This window comes from Pedobacter africanus (genome assembly GCF_900176535.1).
In the GTDB taxonomy this organism is placed as follows: Bacteria; Bacteroidota; Bacteroidia; order Sphingobacteriales; family Sphingobacteriaceae; genus Pedobacter; species Pedobacter africanus.
Genome location: NZ_FWXT01000003.1, coordinates 608,474 through 627,867 on the forward strand (window position 1 = coordinate 608,474; position 19,394 = coordinate 627,867).

At 46.2% G+C, this 19,394-nt stretch carries 10 protein-coding genes; 1 reads left to right on the top strand and 9 read right to left on the bottom strand.

Annotation, left to right across the window (positions count from 1 at the left end; genetic code table 11):
* The first annotated feature begins 182 nt into the window (after positions 1-182).
* Positions 183-761 (top strand): hypothetical protein, encoded by a 579-nt coding sequence (locus B9A91_RS19745; protein WP_084240737.1) that lies wholly within the window; start codon positions 183-185, stop codon positions 759-761.
* 71 nt (positions 762-832) lie between these two features.
* Here the strand turns inward: B9A91_RS19745 and B9A91_RS19750 are convergent, their stop codons facing one another.
* From B9A91_RS19750 to B9A91_RS19790, 9 genes are read right to left on the bottom strand one after another with little or no spacing between them, the layout of a single operon-like run.
* Entirely contained in the window at positions 833-2,512 is a 1,680-nt protein-coding gene (locus B9A91_RS19750; RefSeq protein ID WP_084240738.1) for a sodium:solute symporter family protein, read from the bottom strand.
* A gap of 3 nt (positions 2,513-2,515) precedes the next feature.
* A complete protein-coding gene (locus B9A91_RS19755; protein WP_084240739.1) occupies positions 2,516-4,813 on the bottom strand; it encodes an FAD-dependent oxidoreductase in 2,298 nt (765 codons plus the stop codon).
* A 16-nt stretch (positions 4,814-4,829) separates the two neighbouring features.
* Positions 4,830-7,661, bottom strand: a complete 2,832-nt coding sequence (locus tag B9A91_RS19760) for a hypothetical protein (RefSeq protein ID WP_084240740.1) — start codon at positions 7,659-7,661, stop codon at positions 4,830-4,832.
* Positions 7,662-7,667: 6 nt separating this feature from the next.
* Positions 7,668-9,557 (bottom strand): glycoside hydrolase family 97 protein, encoded by a 1,890-nt coding sequence (locus B9A91_RS19765; RefSeq protein WP_144009000.1) that lies wholly within the window; start codon positions 9,555-9,557, stop codon positions 7,668-7,670.
* Entirely contained in the window at positions 9,554-10,915 is a 1,362-nt protein-coding gene (locus B9A91_RS19770; protein ID WP_084240787.1) for an SGNH/GDSL hydrolase family protein, read from the bottom strand. The genes B9A91_RS19765 and B9A91_RS19770 overlap by 4 nt, the downstream gene beginning before the upstream one ends.
* On the bottom strand, positions 10,902-14,312 hold the full coding sequence (locus tag B9A91_RS19775; RefSeq protein ID WP_084240742.1) for a hypothetical protein: 3,411 nt from the start codon (positions 14,310-14,312) through the stop codon (positions 10,902-10,904). The genes B9A91_RS19770 and B9A91_RS19775 overlap by 14 nt, the downstream gene beginning before the upstream one ends.
* 12 nt (positions 14,313-14,324) lie before the next feature.
* A complete protein-coding gene (locus tag B9A91_RS19780; RefSeq protein WP_084240743.1) occupies positions 14,325-16,904 on the bottom strand; it encodes a glycoside hydrolase family protein in 2,580 nt (859 codons plus the stop codon).
* Positions 16,901-17,800 carry a DUF5017 domain-containing protein gene (locus B9A91_RS19785; RefSeq protein ID WP_235012615.1) on the bottom strand — a complete coding sequence of 300 codons (900 nt, stop codon included), beginning with the start codon at positions 17,798-17,800 and terminating at the stop codon, positions 16,901-16,903. The genes B9A91_RS19780 and B9A91_RS19785 overlap by 4 nt, the downstream gene beginning before the upstream one ends.
* A 17-nt stretch (positions 17,801-17,817) precedes the next feature.
* On the bottom strand, positions 17,818-19,389 hold the full coding sequence (locus B9A91_RS19790) for a RagB/SusD family nutrient uptake outer membrane protein (RefSeq protein WP_235012616.1): 1,572 nt from the start codon (positions 19,387-19,389) through the stop codon (positions 17,818-17,820).
* Between the last annotated feature and the right edge of the window lie 5 nt (positions 19,390-19,394).

Below are 19,394 nucleotides of genomic sequence, written 5' to 3' on the forward strand. Positions count from 1 at the left end.
AGTTTTAATTCCAGTGTATCAATTTGATGATATGTATCAAACCCCCTGCCAATGTTTAGTTAAATCATTGGATTACAAAGTAAAATTCTATCGTAAATGTCTCGAAATAAAATCTTATAAACAAAAAAGGAACGAAATTTGTTAATTAAATAGCTGAAACCCTTAAAACAAATCTACAAATTATGAAAAAGCTAATTTTTACTATTATTTTAGGAAGTACCCTGGCATTTGCAGCAAATGCACAGATACAAAAAGGAAATGTCATGATTGGGGCAAATTTATCCAACATTAAATTTGGTTTGGATAAACCCAATGCTTTTACCTTTAACATTAGCCCGAAAGCTGCCTGGTTTGTTCAGGATGGACTGGCCTTCGGTGGGGAGGTTAATTTAGGCCTGGCTACCCAAAAAGGTTCCGGGACAGACATTAGTTACGGTATAAGTGCCTTGGGCAGGTATTATGGCGAGACCGGTGCGAATGAGGTGGTTAAAAGTTCCAGGTTTTTTGGAGAGGCTACTGTTGGTGTACAAGGTTACAATCCATCTGCTGGCGGCAGCACAAACGGACTCGGATTCAGCTTTGGCCCTGGTTTTACTTATTTCGTAACCCCCTCTATTGGTCTTGAAGCATTGCTGAAATACAATGGTGTGGTAGGTTTCGGATCCAGCGCCTATGCCCACAATCTGGGTTTGGGGGTTGGCTTCCAGATTTATCTTCCGGGAAAAAGCACAGCCAGGAAAGTTCAAAAAGACATGAACTGATCCTGTTGACTAACAGCATAGAAGCCTGAAGTAAAACGCCCCCTGATTCCTAAATCCGGGGGCGTTTTTATTTATCCTGTCTGCGCTTTACGCTTTGAAGCCCTCCAGGGAATTATGGAGCCAAGCATGATGGCAATAGCAATTACAACTACCAGTGTAGTTGCTTTCGAAGTTATGAAAGCCAGCAGTAACAACAACACTGACATAAACAACAGGGAGAAGCTGATCATTTTCAGACCAAATACATTCTGTCTTTTGATGGCCTCCTGCTCCTCTGCATCAATATTTGTGGCGGCCTGTTTCTTTTCTGCTTTGTAAACCCTGTATCCTTCATAGTCGCTGCTAACGCTGATCTTTTTTCTCATGATCAACTCATAGACCAGTAACATAAAGAACGGGAGCAGCACACCCAATAGCATTTCATTGGCCCTTGATAATTTATCTTCGCCAGTTAAAGGCAGAATGATCTTGAATACCAGGTTTACCGAAAGCGATATCAATGTGATGTAAATGGTAGCCTTTCCGGAAAGGCGTTTGGAGAACAAAGACCAGATTGGCGGCAGCAATAATGGCCCACCCGTTATCGCCCCTACACTAAGGGTAAATTCAACTATTCCACCTATATAAGGAACGCCCAGCGCAATCAGGATCATCAGCAAGCCAAAGAACCAGGATGAGGCGCGTGCCACAAACATGAGCTTTTTATCATCAGCACCGGGGTTTACGGATTCTTTGTAGATGTCGTTGGTAAAAACTGCCGATACTACATTGAGCGCTGTATTGGCCGATGCCGAAGTGGAAAAATACATCCCTGTGAGCATTAAGCCCAGTAGTCCGGCAGGCAGCACCTGTTTACAAACCATAATATAGGCATTCTCTGCATCCAGTCCGGTCAGCGATGGATTCATCATTCTGTAGGCCATAGGTGGCAGCATCCACAACACCGGGCTTAAGATGTACAGTCCGGCAAAAAGGTAGGCTACTTTTGAAGCGCTTTTAGGCGCGTCTACGCTGGTATATCGTTGTACAAATGTCCAGTTGCCACCGATATAAAAGATGTGATAAATGGCAAAGGCAAAGATGAAGCCCCAGGTATATTCACCATGAACCAGGTTAAAGAAATCCTCAGGGGCCTTGTCTATAAAAGCCTGAACGCCGCCTACCTCCTGAAACACCAGAGGCAGGATAATAAGCACGGCTGCAGTGAGTACCACAAATTGTAAGATATCGGTCACCATCACGGCCCATAAGCCGCCTACAGCTGTATAGGAAATCATTAAGATCCCTAAAACAATGGTAACAGGTACCAATGGATAACCCAATGAAGCTGAAACCAGTATGGCTACAGAGTATAACACCGAGCCCTTGATGAACAGGGATACCAATGTAAAAATATAGATATAGCTTTTCTGAACTTTACTGCCCAGCCTTGCTTTTATAAATTCTGCCGCAGTAAGGTTACCCGTAGCCTTCCATCGGGGTGCCAGGTAAAGCCCTGTAATGATGGCACCAATGCACATGGTCCATTGAATGGTAATGGCTACCCATCCATGCTGATAGGCTATAGCCCCCCAGACTACAAAAGTCCCTGCAGAAAAGAAACTCATGAATAAGGACAGCCCTCCAATGAACCAGGGAACAGATTCACCACCAGCGAAAAACGATTTCAGGTTTCTTCCCGTCTTGGAAAAGCTGATGCCTACCAGCATAATGAAAACAGAAAAAATGACTACTACTGCGGTATCTATCATGATTTAGTGTGATTTAAATGAATAACATCTCAATGAAAACAAGGAGGCTGGTACATCGTCTGATGGATGTTCCAATATAACTTTTAGTTTTTTAGTTTCTACAGGAGATTCGAACAGAATTTCATTGCGGGTATGGTAATTGTCCTTTTTCTGGTAAACTACCCGCCCCTGTTCATCCTCAATATGGTAATTTCTTACACAAAATGGCATTACCGTTTCGGGGTGTGTCATTAGTACAGATTCCATCGGATGATCTGTATCTGTATCGAATACCAGGTCAATTCTGTCGATAGACCGGAACTCTTCCCATGATACTTCAATAACGGGTGCCCGATCAGCCAGCTCCGCTACCCAGGCATTGGGTTGCAGGGTCGGTCGGTCTGCCCCGTTGCTAAGCTGATCTGCGGTGAAGGCATGGACTACTTCCCGAAACTGTAAGGCAATGTTCTGACCTTCAGGCCTTCTTTGCGGGCACCAGAATTCAAAACTCTCTACCCCGGAGCCTTCAGGTGCTACCTGTTTTCCATTATTGGAAACAGCCTTGTTTACCCCATTAAAGACCGAAAGTATTCCTGTAACCCTTTCATGGGAATAGGCCAGCTGTACTTTCTCATTGATCAGAAAGCATACGAAAACATACTGTTGTTTGTCAATAACAACATCAAAATCAATATTTACCTCCTGCTCTCCGGGCTGCAGCTCAACCTGTTTTACAGCAACTATGGTATCGGGAGTGAAGCCTCCGTATTTGCTGCTGATCCGCAGCTCTACATTTACCTTTGTTGCCGCATCGGCTTTGAGTAAAGCAGTAAAGGAAGGGAAACGGCCAGGCTGGACCGGCAGCATCTGGCCCGCAGCAATGGACAGCCGTTTTAACAGGTAATTGTCCCTGCTGAAACCTCTAAAAGCCAGATTTGAACTAGACTGGATATGGGCATCCCTTACCAGGTCATCTTTATCTTCAAAATTTACATCAGGTATGTATTGCCCTGTTTTTAGCAGTTCTTTTTGCAAAACAGGTATGTAATTTTCGCTGTACAATTCGGCAGGCATTTTTTTGTATTTCAGGCATAGCGCTGCTGCTACCGCAGTCGCCTGCGCCACATAGGCACAGGTGGCCATCACCCTGGTACCGCCAAAAGCCACATGGCTCACACTGATGATCCGGCCGGCCAGGAAGAGGTTTTTGATGTTCCTGCTGTAAAGTGATCGGTAAGGAATCTGGAAGATACCTTTGCTATGCCACTGGTTACATGGCGAGCGATCGCTGAACACACCGTCGGCCGGATGGAGGTCTATAGACCAGCCCCCGTAAGCCACTCCATCTTCATGTATTTTCTGTTCAATCAGATCCGATTGCGAAAGGATATAATCCCCCTCAAACCGGCGGCTTTCCCGTTTGCCTGGAACCATGCCAACCCATTCCAAAGTATAGTTTTCGGCCTCGGGAAATTTACCCGAGTTTTTAATGTAATCCCATACCCCATAAATCACTTTCCATAACTCCCATTTGATCTGCTCGGTATCGTGCACAGTATCCATGCGTCCGCCATGTTCTACCCACCATAATTTACAGCCATGCTCTTTTGCATTAAAATTCCTGTACCGTGGTATTTCCTTCTGTACATCCATTGCAAATTCGGGAGCGGTAAAGCGTACCGGTTTTCCCGTATCTTTGGTATAAAAGTAAAGCGAATGTCCCAGCAGTTCACCATAGCTGGCATCCGGCGCCATCGGTTCGTTAAATTCCCCGGCGGGTTCTGCCCCCATTCTGAATGCCGCACCAGAAAGAAAGCCCACAATGCCATCACCAGATGCATCACAGAATAAAGGAGCTTTAATTACATATTCAGTAGAATTCTGGCTGCAGAAAGCTTTAATACCATCTATCTCATCGCCTTTACTTTTAATCACTTCATACACCGCTGTGTTGAGCAGTAAGGTAATGTTAGGTTCCTGTTTCACCTTATTCAACAGGATCATGTCCAGTATTACAGGGTTCCCTTCAGGGTTCCGATAGGTATTCTCGACCAGGAGTTCATCTATTAAGCCGCCTTCCCTGCTCCAGCGGTTGTTATTGCCCATATGCGAGGTGGCACCCAATATCCATAGCCTTACCTCGCTGGAAGCGTTGCCGCCCAGTACAGGCCGGTCTTGCACCAGTGTTACTTTTAATCCTTGTCTGGCTGCTGTAATGGCAGCACATACGCCCGACATACCGCCACCAATTATGGCAAAATCTGTATTACATGTTTCAATCTTTAAACTACGGCTCCCCCGCTCTGCGTCTATTCGTATCATTACTTTATTTTTTTAGTTATCTGCCTATTTCTGTTTCTCCGGATTTCACCAGTTTTCCATTCTTGTCCATTAGCTCCAGGTAAAAACGAACCGGCTTATCCTGATCAACCGGAACGGTAAATTCAAAGGGGTATTCATTTTTGTCCGCTGCAACTTCAGTTTTTCCATCTATCTTGTATATTAGTCTGGCTTTCTTCCATTTGGTGTCATCTTCCTGAAGAAATACATATAGCTTTTGTGCATAGGCACCCAGCTTAAACAACAAGGCTTTGGCATCTCCTTCCGGGATATCCGCATAGTCGCTTCTTTTATCCTTTCTTACATTCAGTATCCGGTCCTGAAAGCTGCTGCTGATTTTTACACCCGTGATGGCCAGGGCGGTCATTCCGCCTGCGGGAACACTGACCTGAAAGCAGCCGTCTTTTAAAGAGGAGGGCTTTTCTGCTGAAGAAAGCATGCGGACCGTGCTGCCTGTAGAAATACCAACCCTGGAGGCATCTACAGCAACTTGTGTATTTATAGTATTTTGCGATTGGTTCATAAAGGCAAGTAACAAGGTGTCGCCTTTTTTTGCACTGATATAGTTTAATGCGATGTTGTCTATGCGAAGCAAACGTGAGGGCATCCATAGCTGTACATTTTCAAAGGGAAAGAACTTCCCTTTTTTTGCCCCATAGAACTTATTCTGCAGGTAAGCATAACCTTCAATATAATCGCTGGGGAAGTCTATCCTGCCCTTGCTTTTTACATAGGCATCGGAAACCAGGTAGTCTACAAACATAGAGGCCATCGGCAGGATATGGTTGTAATGAAAGGAGTTTACGCTCTGTTCTTTGTGTTCATGAAGCGGAAAATCGGCTTTTTCGTAAGCGGTAGTCCGCTCGGTATTCATATGGTAACCCGGAAAGCTTTCAGAGCGCCCAACAATAGATGCTTTGGCCACATTCATCAGAAAAAGGTCGTTGGTATAGTAGCCTATCCTTAACAGCCAGGGTGCGTAGGTCGACATAAAAATCCCCCTGTGCCCGGTTGAAGTACCGGAAGATTCGGACGTAAGCCCCATTTCAGAAAGTCTCCATGCCGGAACTTTTTCTTCCGGATAATACATCTGCTGGTGCCCTTTTGATTTGAGGTACCAGTACATCGGCGCCTTTCCACCCTTATTTACCCTAACCAGGTCATCCGGTATCTGTGGGGCCATCCAGGTAAACAAGGTATAATGCCGGGCCCCGTCCTGGGCGGCATTGAGGTAACGGCGCTCACCTGTGAGTTCGTATAATTCCAGTAAGGCCGACCAGTTATTGGTAAATGTTGGCCAGAAAAAGTTGAAGCTGAACAGCGGATCCCCAAACTGGCTGATCCTGGTATCCACCCTTTCTTTGAGGTATTGGTCGGCCAGCGACTTGGTTAAACTCAAATAGGAAGAGTCGGAGGTCAGTTTAAACATAAACATGGCATTTACCCAGTTCCGTCCTTTCTGCTCCTCATCCAGGTTCCTGATGCGCGCGGTTCCGAATTCTTTTTCGGCCATTGCGGTATAGAAAGAATTGTTTCGGCCAAAAACGGCCGACAAAACCTGGAGTTCTGATAGCGGGGCAATAGGCCCTCTCAGTTTTCTGGATGGAGATTGAATTTTCTGGTTACTGTCAATCGCAAACAGGAATTTCTCTCGCGACAGCATAAATTCCATTAAAGGGTATGCCCGTTTGTCGAACATTTCCTGATCGTCCCTTACAATAGACAGCTCCAGGGGGTTCAGGCTCGAAACATTTTTTACAGCCCCTGGTACATCTGTTGAGTAGGCAAAGCCTTTCAGGCTGTCTACAAACCAGGCATATCTTGTTTTCGAGTAATCAATCAGATTGTCCAGCGTGGTATTCATAGAAACGGTGGCATTACTCCGGTAATCCTTAAAACCAAATACAGCCGTCGCGATCCGTTCATAAGTTTTGGTAATACTTAATGGCTCCACAATCAGGTTCATCGAAAATTCAAAAACCTGGCCCGCTTTCATTTGTGAATGGATACCACCCGGCATAGGTGCAAAGACCTGGGGCTGCAGTTCGGATTTACGGTTTAACAAGGCAATGCCAAACTGGCTGTTGTTCAATAAGGGTAAAGGCTGGAAAGGCAGGTGCCTGGACCCAGCCAGCACACCTATGGAATTGTAGCCATCGTTTACCAGCGTGGTTGGGCTTGTGGCCATAAAGGCCGGTGTAAGATAAGGCTGTAAAGGGGCCCGCCTTTCGGTCCAGATGAGCGGCTGCCATAGTTCTTTCGCTTCATCGTTTTTAAAAGAGGGAGCGCCAATATAACCCACACTAAAAAAGCCGGCTTTTTTGGCTACGAATGAAAATTCAATTTTAGGATAGGGTTTACTGCTTTTAACAATCCATGCGCTTAGTGTAAAATAGGCATGTTCCGGAAATATAAAGTATGTAGTATCTCTGCTGTTAACCGTTTTAATGGCACTCAAAAAATAGTTTGTTCCAGCCTGATAGATATTGGCTGTGCGGTTCTGCGTGGCACTTCTTAATATTTTATCGTCAAATCCATCTCCGGCAACACTGATGTTTACGTTTTGCTGTTGATAATCGGCTAGTTTTGGATCCGCAGTTGTCCAGGTAGGGATATTGTAGGATACCTTTTTTAGCCCTGACGGCTTTAAGGCCAGTTCGGGATCTTTGTCATTATAAACCACTACAAAATCGGGTTTAAATAAATAAGTTTTACCCTTAGAGGTCACTTTAAAACCTTTAATGTCCGGGGCCTTTTGTCCGCTTACCTGCGCACAGAAACAGCAGCTAATGGATAAGCAAAGGACTTTAATATATATCGCTGTTTTCATATCACATTATTTTTTTGGTGTCAACCTGATCACAAGTCCTCCCGCGGCAGGAATGCTTACTTTCTTTTTGTTGAGCAGGGCAGGAATGGCCAGGGCAGAAGAAAATGCCCCTCCTGTATCGCTGATAACCATTGCGGTATAGGCCGAAAGATCTTCGATAAAGGATAAATCCAGTCCAATGTCCTGTGCTTTATCAAGTCCGTTGATGGCGGCTATATACCAATCAGTCCCTTTCTTTTTAGCCAGAATAGCACAACGGCCTATATCACTTCCATCCAAAACCTGTGTTTTGTCCCATGTGGTAGGTAAATCCCGCAACAGCGGAAGGATAGGCCGGTACAGACTGTCTTCCAGAAGCCTTACCGGATTTTCGGCAACACACTGAAAGGGTGAATCGAACAGGTAAAGCAAGGCCAGCTGATGCGTAAGTGTAGTGGACGCCCTTTTGGAAAAAAGGGCAGGTGTATAGTCTGCATGACCCATAATGAACCTGGTAAAAGGCAATGCCGCATTGTGCCATGCCGGTATGGGCTCGTTCATGATGTTCAGTTCCATACCCCTGATCCCCTCTCTGGTCATCTCATTCGGATAGGTACGGTACTCACCGCTGGATGTCTGGCAGCCATGAAAGTTGACCATCAGCTTTTTCTTTGCGGTGGCTTTTAGAAAGGCAATCTCAAAGTCGATCAGCTCTTTTGCCTCACTGTTCATGAAATCTATTTTAATTCCTGCAACCCCTAACCGGCTTAATGTATCCAGAAAGGCATCCCTGTACGCTTCATCCCGCAAAAACTTCGAATCCTTCCATACCCATACCCCTATCTTCTGTTTATGCCCATAATGTATCAGGTCTTTTAGTACCTCCCATTTTTGTTTCCATTTAGCTTCCCATCCGTCATCAATCAGGGTATAAGTATAATTGAGCTGTGCAGCAGCATCGATAATTTTCTTTTCTGCTGCAGGTTCGAGGTAATTTTCATCCCTGCTGATCCAGCTCCAGGCACTCTTACCCGGTTTGATATAATCCGTATTTTTAAATAGCAGACTGTCTGGTTTTGCATTTAAGGCCTCAACAATGGTTTGATTGACCAATGCATTCAGGTCTTTTGCCCAGCCAATGATGCGCCAGGGTGTAAAGGAAAGCTGACCTGCCGATACATCAAATCCTTTATTTCCTTCGGTAAAGTCTACAGTTAGTTTGTTCTTATTTGCCTTCAGCCGCATGCCGCTGTAGCTTTGCAACGCTGCCTCTGTTATGAAAAGGTAGCTTTGGTCTGTCAGCCTGGCTACGAGTGGCTTGCCTTGAACCGGGCCGGTAGGACTGATCTTATCCAGGCTGTCAAGCCGGGTCTGGGTCCATAAACCAGCATAGGATTTGAGTTTCCAGTTATTTGTCCGCTCAAAGAACCATACCCGTGCATTTCCATCCAATACAAAGCTCGTTTGTTCAGCGTTGATATGTGCTTGACCGGTAGGTAGTTGGTAGCGAATGGCATAGCCCTCGTCAAATACGGCAAGCTCGATCAGGCTTTTCCCAATCCCGATACGGTATTTCTTGTATATCGTATTCCTGGCCTGATGGTTATGCCGTAGCAGCGAAAAAGATTCATTTACGGTACTGCTGTCAATCAGCAGCGGCTTAGCTGCAGGGTCTAATAAAGGTTTGCCAGCTATGGTTAAGCCCAATCGGGATGGATATACCAGTACCTGATTTTTTGAAGAGAACGTATAATAGAAGCCCTTACCCCCATTCCCGTAAATGCTTACAATTAAGGCAGAAGAGGGACTTTTAAGCACCAATGGTTTTTCCGCGGCCCGGCTCAAATCCGCTGTATAAGTGATTAAACTCAATGCAGCTAAAATATAACTCCCTGTTTTCCTGATCAGCTGTTTCATTTCAGTAATGTTCCCCTTAATAAAATCCGTCCGATATAGGCGACTGTCTGATCGTATTTTTCCGGATGCGCGATGATATCCGCCCTTTTGTCTTCAGGTAAGATCATGCGCTTATCGGCTTTCTGTCCAGACAGTAGCACTTCTACCAAATGGTTGCCCCTGGATACTTCAATTACTTCGAACTGCCCCCGGTAGCGGTTATTACAAAAGCCGTTGAACCTGTTCATCAGTTTTACCGGTTTTCCATCTACAATCCATTCCAGCTGTCCGGCTTCAGGTCCGCCAATGTCAAAAACCCCCAGCATATCGCCATTGAAACGAAACCTGAACCTGGCTCCAGGTTTACTTGCACTAAGTACCTCTGAAAACCAGGAAGAGAACTTCTTAAGGTTTGGGTCTTCTGCTGTTGGAACCAATTGCCAGCCCTGGTTCTCAGCAGCAAAAACGGATGGATCTATCATCGTTGCCTCATCCCAATTGGTGGTAATCAATGGGTCGGGTAATTCTTTCTTTTTCGGCTGCTGTACGGTTTCTATTTTTTTGAATGCCCGGGCAATAGCTGCCGCATATAGTTTTCCTCCAGCTGTTGAAGGGTGTATGCCATCCTCAGAAAACAGGATTTTATCCTGATCAGCCTGGCTTCCCTTCCAGATCAGCTTTCCGGCAGCTTCCAGATCAGCCGCCTCCATACCCAGATTTATAGAAGGAAGGCCGTAATGTGTAGCAACCTTTTCAAGCCCCTTTATATTTGGAGGGAGTTCATTTCGCTGATAAAAGACAGTCTGCCCATTTAAAATGGTATAGAGCAAACAAATTGCCGTATTGGGGTTTGCTTTGATCGTTTGGCGCACCATCCCTTCCATGCCGGGAGCATAGGCCCCGTTGACCGCAAATTCTATGAAAATTAAGTCGGGCTGATGTCTGAGTACCTGTTCCTTTATCCGGAAAGCCCCCAAATCTGTTCCTGTACCCGACACTCCGGCATTGATCCACTGAAAGCTGACCTGAGGATAAGCCTGCTCCAGGTACTGGGCGGTTTGCAGACGGTAACCCAAATTTGCCTGGGTGATGCTACCCCCAATGAAGGCCACCAGGACCTTCTTGCCCTTATTTAGTTTTTCAAAGAAAGCCGGAAAGCCCTCTCTTACTTTACATTCAAGGCTGTTGTTAAAATTTCCAGGCTCAACTGAAGGGATTCCGGAAACAGCAGTATCAAAAAAGATGGGTGAAGCACCGGCCTGCGAAGCCGCAATTTTTGTACGCTCATCAGCATTTTGGGCAAATGCCATTGCCGGTAGCAGCAGGCAACCCAGCAATGCAGTTTTAAACCCGCTTAGGGAAGTTTTATTCGTTACCATTGAGTACAACTTTTTTTGATTTTGTTTTTCCATTCTCGCTCCTGAAAATCAGTTCAAGTGCTGCATGCGCTCCCATTGGCAGTTTATGGAAACTCCATTCGTAAGGGTACTGCTTTATTTCCTGAACCTTGCCATTACAGCTTACGCTTATTGAACTGCCCTTTAACGGAGCGGTTTCGGCGAAACCATAGCAGGTATCCCAGCCAAAAGGAGAACGGATGCGAAACAGGAATACCCGCCCCCATGGCGCCCCCATATCGATGACCTTCATCCCCTCTTTTAGCGGCTGATAGTTCTTGCTGATAGGTGCCACTGCTAAAGGAACAGCAATTGCCCTGAAGCCCTTTTCAGGAATCACCACATCAATTTTAGCGCCTTTAAAATCCAGTACTGCCGACTCCGCAGTTGGCGTATAACAAATGGCTTTTCCCGCTTTCGATGCCGCTGTTGCATCGCTCCATTGTACGGTCAGTAGCTGTTCGGTATCCGCTTCCGAGGAAAGCAGGATCCAGAAATGCTTATCGGAAACAGCGGTAACGTAGTTGATGGCCGGGTTCAGGATCGTTATCAGGCCTTTATGCATGCGCAGACTAACCCCCTGATCGCCAAATATTTTCCCTTTTACGCCGCCGTACACCCGGTTATTGAACCAGACAAAGCCTTCTTGTTTGCTGTAAGGGAACATTACATTGCCTTTGGAGCGCTGTATGCTTTCTGTGATCAGGTAATCAAGGCTGAAGGCAAGGTGTGGCGGAATATGGTGATAATAAACTGAACTCACATCCGGACCTTTGTAAGGAAAACCGGCCTGCATAGGTACATCAGTAAAACCGGCAGCATAATAACCCGGATAATTTGCGTAACGGCCTATTACCGCATTGCGGGCATAAGTTTCAAAAATAGGTTTGCTTGAGTACTGGAACAGCCGTAACAAATGCGGTGCCCAGCTACTCATAAAAACCGGATGCACCGTTTGCCCTTTTACCCGGGTGAAATAAGTACTGGGCTGTTCCAGTCCAAGGCCTACAGGTGATACCAGCCATTCCGGGACTTTCTTTTCCTGTACATCACCATTTTTTCGTGGAAAACCCAGGCGGTAAGGCGCATTGCCTTTCCACCAGATGTGCGTAATGCCATCATAACGGTTTCCCGGATGAATGGTTTGCAGGCTGTCCTGTACTTTGGGATAACTGCGGATTCCGGCAATGGTAAAGTAGGAACCATAGCTGGCGGCGTCCAGGTATTTCTTATCTTTTGTAGCCTCATAGAGGTCCAGCAGGTCCCACCATGGTGCGTAAAAACTGGCATTATAAAAAGGGATATGGCTAAGCAGCTTATTGCTGTTGTTGTATATTTTATGCTGGATAAAAATATCGGCTTCCCTTTTGGCCTGCTGTAACCATTTTACCTGTCCGGTAAGCTGGTAGGCCCAAAGCGCCTGGTTCCAGGAATGGAAATCGGTTGAATAGCCTTTTACAGCCCTCAGGCTATCGCCAGGGATGGCTATATTTTTGAGCCATGGGTTTAGTCCGCCTAGTAAACGGTCTAAACCTACATAGTAAGAGGTAGTAAACTGAGAAGTAAAGGGATTAAATTCCAGTGTTTTTCTTGTGGCGTTATAGGCCGTAGGAACAATATCTGTAGCCCAGCGGTACCCGCTTCTGGAAAGGGTAAATTCTATGGTTGGCAGCGACCTGGTCAGGTAAAAATCCTCATCATTTTGTAGTACAGAAAGTGCAATATTGGCAAGCGGGGTGGCATTTACTACCGTAGGTGCTGTTTTAGGATCACCCTCGATGTCATAAAAACCCTTTAAGGCCGGGGCCCATCCGGCTGCCTCGTCATTTTTAACCAGGTCTATCATGTTGAAAACAGCATCGGTAAGTGATGACTGCTCCTGTTTACGGTAGTCTTTTACTTCAAATATTTCTTTAGATACTTCATCTAAAGCTTTGTCCCAGTTGCCCTGGCTTATTCCAATGGTAAAATGCCTGTCAATCAGCTCTCCGGTATTGTACCTGGAATCGCTCATGCCCAGTACAGGCGCAAACATCACGGGCTGTACCTGATTATTGTCGTTTTTAAGCGTAAAGCCTGCCGGTGCATAATCTACTGAACCCCAGTCCTTCCTGAATAGTTCCGGGCTGGCTGCAACATAGCTCGATGCCATGCCCTGTGAGGCTTTGGAAGAGACAATGGCCAGGGGTTGCTGCATCATGGAAGTGATCATCATTTGCGGTCCTTCAGAAAGCCGTTTGTACTGAAACATGGGGGCCATCATTACATTTTCCAGGTTTTGTTCTTCAACAGGCTGGAAAGCGGCAACACCCATGCTATAATAACCTTTCTGGGCCACTTTGCAGATCAGGCGCAGGTCTATATGCTGCTGTCCGGAACGTAGCGACCAGAATCCGGTAATACCTGAGCCATTGCGGGTTATGTATTGTACTTTTATGGTCTGTTTATCTACAGTCTCTGCTGCAATGGGAATGGCTTCACTCAAATTTCCTGCAACAAAAGGATTCAGGTCATCCCCGGGCTTTTGTACCGGATATTTCTGTCCGTTGAGTAAAAAATAAGCTGCAGGCTCCTGTGCATCCCAGGTTGGGTAATATTTGTTAAACCGGATAGCAGTAGCTGCGGTGCTCACAAGATAGACCCTGTGGTCTTCCATATTCGATGTACCAAACTGCTGCCAGCTGCCCTCCTTTTTAAAACTGGTTCTGCAGGCAATGGCACTATGGCCTGATCCGGTCCTTACAAATTCTATGCGTAGAGCCCCGTTGTCAATTTCCGCTATCGGCTTATCTGTTTTGCTGAGCTGCAACAGTGGAGTGATGTTCTTTTTGTCCTCAGCAACGATTTCCTGTTCAACCGGAAGTGTTTTCCAGGACAGCAGCGTTTTCTTATCTGTATGATTTGGGTTAAAGTTCTCATCCTGCGCTAAGAATAGGGCATCGCACCTGCCATAGTTGAGGTTGTGCAGTCGCAGTAGTACACCGCCTTCTTTCAGGTCCGTAACCCCCAATTTTTCCCAGATATAGCCAGGAGTGCCGTGCCCGCCTGCTTTTTTAAACCTGGTATGGCCTACCGATAACTGGAAAAACCTGCTGCGCGGCTGCGTTTCAAAATCAGGCGTCCTGGCCCAAATGGTATAGTGTCCTTGTTTTTTGATATGGATTACCGTAAGCGCATCTGAGGTACTGTCCAGCTCTCCTTCCAGGAACCTTAAAATACTGCCTGAGGTGGCATCTTTACTGGTTTCAGCTAACCATTTCCCCTTAAACTGGAAGTCTGTTCCAAGCAGCAGGTATTTTTCCTGCTGGGCATTGGCTGCCGAGGCTAATAAAAACAGGAATAACGTGAACAATAAACAAAAACTGGTTTTCTGGTACATGGTTTTCACAGCTTATTTGTATTTAAATACGTATACCTGCAGTCCGTAAGGCTTTATCTTGATTTTTCCGCCCGCAGAAAAAGGCACTTTCAGGCCTGAAGCAGAAAAGCACTCCACAGATTTCTGGTCCAGGCTATGTCCGGGGATGAAATGCGAAGGGGCTAACTGCAGGTCAGCTTCCTGCAACTCGTCATCATTGTTCAATACAAACAGGTAAAATGCCTTCGCTTCTTTATTCAGTGCACATACATAATCCATATTGGGATTGCTTAAGGAAACCAGTTTTTCCATTAAGGCAAGATTACCCTGCTGGTCAAATATTTTTCCTTCCTGAAACCCGAACGTTTTGTGCGGACCAACCTTCGGCGCAAGAAATCCTGAAGGAAAATCAATCCGCCCTTCAGAACGCAGGGAAATCTCTGCCATCAGATAGTCGGTAATCCAGCCGATCTGCCACCAGGCATGATGAGGAAAAGGTCCTGCGCCCTTGTTCATGGCACTCCAGTAATAGGAGGCTACCCCCGTGGCCGGATCTACAAAAGCATCCTTGCTCAAAGCCGCAGTTCTGGCCATCTTGAGGTATAAAGAGTCCTTTGTCAGCTGAAACAACCTTACAAACATGCCGGCATGACTGGCCAGTAAAATTGGTCCGCTTGGATTGGCTGAGCCTAAAGTCCCGCCATGTTCAAAGCTTAAGCCCACCTGGCTCAACTGCCAGTCCTTAAGCAGCCTGGCTCCGTTTTTTTTCTCTTTCAGGTTAGGGATTGGATGGGAATAAACAGAGGTGGTATAGAATTGCGCAGTTTTAACAGCAGCCTGTTTAAACCTTGGTTCCTTTGTGAGCTCATAAAGGTCCAGCATTGCCTGTGCACTTTGTCCGGTTGCAAAATCAGGTGCAAACCTGGCATCTCCGCAAACCCCTAAAAAGTAGCCCCTTTCTACGGCATTTTTGATAAACCAGTCGGCCGCCTTTACAGCTGCATCCAGGTATTTTTTATCACCCAGGCTCCGGTAGGCAACAAGCAATCCATAAAAAGTAGGCCTGTAATCTTTCAGGTCTTCAAACATTGGCTGTTGCGTATTGTTGTTATAGGCTACCTCCCAATAACCTTCAGGCTTCATTTTGTCCAGCAGCCAGTCGGCCGCCAAACGGATTCCCGATTTGAGTTCCTTATTGTCCGGCTCAAACAGGTGTACATTACCCATGTCCAGCAGCATGTAATAGGTAGTTGCTATCGGCTCGGTATAAGGCCCCCATTCTTCGGTAAAGCGTTTAGAACGGTAGAGGTAATATTGCCCTGCAGCGGCCCCATTAAAGAACCCGCCTGTGGTATGCTGCTGGGCCAGTTTGAAATTCATTGCATCTTTAAGCCTTTTATGTACAAGGATTGGGTCCTGGGTCATATTGGCCAGCATCCACATGGCTCCATAGTCTGCATTTTTTACCGCATCTTTTTCCGATTCATAGACTCCGCCCAGGTACTCCTGTGCGCCAATGGTGCGTCCCTTATAGTCGAAAGTGCGCCAGCGCGATGTGCTGTCCTTTTTCACATAATCTAAAAGCTGCTCCAGGCGGGCAGATAAGGACTGGCTGGTCTGTTTCAAGTGCAGCAGCTCATCAAAGCGGTATACATTATTTACAACGTGCTGGTATACCGGGTACCAGTCTGAATTATTAATGGTGTACCGGAAAGCAAAAGAGATGCGCTCCCCCTTTTTCAGGTAAGATTTTTGCTGCCCCAGTACCGGATGGTACAAAGTAGGGCTCAGTTGGTTTTGCCTGTTGATGAGCGACAGGCCGAGCAGCCAGTTCGATTGCGTAGATTTATCATATTCCCAGGGGTCTCTTGCTGTTCCGGGTTCTGCCGTTACTGCCAATGTAATCCCTTCTTTATTGGTCAGCATAGCTGTAAGCGCAGCAGCCGTTCTTTCTCTAACCACCACAGGTTGATCCGGAATGCCATGGCCGTAGGCATAAGCATCCGTAAAATTGCTATTGATGCTGTTGCCCTGAAATACTCCGGGAATACAGCCCCATTCAAAGCGGCTTTTGTCGTTTGTGTTTAGTGCCGGACTGGCCAGTGAATAATAACCTTCCTTAGTGGCTGTTAAATTGATGGAAACCCGAAGGTCATTTTTATATACCGGATCCAGTTGCCATGTGGCCTCTATAGTGGCCACATCTGTTTTTTGCTGAAAGACCAGGGCCTTGCCAGCCTTTTTATATCCCTGAGGGTAAAATGAAATGGCCTGTCCCTCTTTGTTCATGGAAACCGCAGAAGTATTGGCTTTCCAGGTCGGAATGATGTAGCGGTACTCCGTTTCGGGGAAGTTCAGTGCTTTCCCGTTTTTATCCTTCAGTTCCGAATCCATTTTAGGCTGCGTGGCACTGTAGAGTAAGGTGTATTGTCCGAGCACGCCAGGCAAGGCCTGCCATCCTTTCTGTCCTTTCACCGATAGCTGCTTGATTTGATAGCCCTTACCGGTATCTTCCCAGTTCAGGCGTAATGCCTGATTGGTCAGTGCCGCATGCTGGCCAAAACTACTTCCTGCAAAAGCAAGCAGCATCATTATTACACAGTTCAGTCTCATTGGGTAATGTTTAATTCTATTTCTTTTACAACAGTTGCCGATCGCTCCAGGTTGGCATTGCTGGCCACAAACGTGATCTTGTAAACACCAGCCTTGGTGTATACCCGACTGTATTCTGTCAGTTTTTGCGAGATATTTTTGATCGGTTCACCCACATCCGGTGTGGTACTGTTGGGGTTAAACTGCCTGGTTACCACCCAGTCGTCATCCAGCTCAGTACTGTTCCTTACGGTAAGCAGCTGGGCAGAAGTAATGCTCCAGTTGGTGGCCGGGCCGCTAAAGTTAAAGGCTGTCCAGCCCGCATTGGCCATATTGGCCAGTACTGATTCTTCGCCCTGCTGGTTGGTGCTCTTCAGGTCAAAAGAACGGATTACCCAGCGGTTTTGCTGGGCTTCGGGCTTAATCACACTGGTCTTATACACTAAAGCCAGCGCCATACTTTTATTGCGGGCCGCGAAACTGCTCAGGTCAATATTCCCTGATGAGGTCTGGTCCAGGCCCGAAGAAAGTACCGCTTTACTGGTAAGGTCTTCCCAGGTTGCCGCCTTTACATTTGTTGCATCGTATTTTCCATTGAAGTCTGTCGATATATAAAGTTTGATGACCGATTGATCGATGGGCGTTAACCCAAATTGGGCAAAAGTCTTAAAATTAAGGGAAATTGCATTTCCCTCTATTGCGGTTCTTGTCCGGAACTCATATTTACGGCCTGCTTCGCCCGACCAGAAAACGAGGTGCTCTGGTTTTCCCTTGATGGTAAAGCGAACAGACTCGCCAACTTTATAACTGGCTTTTTCCAGTTCTACAGAAAAATCATCCGGAGCTGTCAGTTCATAGGTTTTCTGGCAGGAAGCCATAAAAAATAATACACCAGCCGCAATTAATAGCTTTTTCATTTGATACAATTTTAGGGTTACCATCCTGTGTTTTGTTTGATATTAGGGTTAACGGCCAGTTCACTGTTTGGAATCGGGAACAGCACAGCACGATCTGTTACGCGTTGTGCCTGTGCTATAGCAGCGTCTTTTAGGGCTGCAGGCATATTGGCCTGGTACTCTCTTACCTGGGCCTGCATCACAGTTGGGTAAATCCCCCACCTCACCAGGTCGTGCTTACGGAGGCCTTCAAAAGCCAGTTCGCGCAGCCGCTCGTTCCTGATCAGGTCCAGAAAATCGGGCTGAGATAAATTTGCTGGCGCATCGGCCTGCACATCAGGTACCAGTACGTCCTTGCCATAGCCCCTCCGTCTTACGGCATTGATGGCTTTGTAGGCTTCGGCCGAAGGGCCGCTGTTTACATAATTATCGGCTTCGGCATACATCAGCAATACATCAGCATATCTTAATAATGGCCAGTTGGTAGCATTGTAACTTTGGTCTCTTGGCAAATTCAACTCATATTCTCGTCTCCATTTCCCGTTACTTCTGTCGTAGATCTGGTCTGCTGCCCAATTGGTCTTTACCGCTGTGGTACCTGTAGTTACATACCTGAACGGGGCAACCGTCCAGTCCTTTCTCTGGTCGCCATTTGCATAGGCATTGTAAAGCTTGGCGGTAGCATGCACATAATCGTAGCCATAGCCAATATCAATGATTCCGCAGGTGATGCCGTTATAGCTGCCAATCATGCCGCCTTCCTGTATTTCGCCTTTGTTCTGGCCCTTAAATTCTACTTCCCACAGATTCTCTCTGGTGTCAAATATTTCCTGAACGTGGTTAATGTAAATCTGCTTGAAATCGGGATTTAGCCCGTGTAAACCAGATTGCATTACCTTTTCTGCATAGGCTTTTGCATCGGCATATTTTGCCACATCATTCAGGGGGAAGCCTGCCATGGTCAGGTAAACCCTTGCCAATACACCCTGTACCGTTGTTTTTGTAATGCGTGTATTGTAACCATAGTCGGCAACCGATTTCACCATCCCTTCAGCCAGTTTCATATCGGCTACAATGCGCTCGTAAATATCCTTTACAGGTGTGGCAGGAAGCGGTGGCTCTTCCGGTGTTTTGGTAGATTCCAGTTTCAAAGGAACCGCACCGAACTCATCCGTAAGCAAAAAGTAGTAATAAGCTCTTAAGAAAAGCGCCTGGCCCTTTATTTCGTTGCGTTTTTCCTCACTTACCTTAACCGCTTTATCCATGTTGTCCAGTAACATATTTGCACGCTCAATGCCGGTATAAATAGATTCCCAGTGCCGGTTTACTTCGAGAGTGGAAGCATCCACAATGTTGGCGTTAATTCCTGAAGTCTGGTTTTTCATGAAAAACTCGTCACTAAAAACCATGTAGCAGGACATGCCCTGCCCATACACCCTGTTGTCGCCCAAACGGTCGTATACTCCGGCCAATGCAGATTGAAGGTCACTTTCTGTATTGTAATAATTTACTGGTGATACAAAGTCCTGCGGAGTGGTATCCAGGATCTTTGAACATGAGCTGACAAGTAATGCGAGTACTATACCGATATAAAATAAAGTCGTTTTCATTTTTA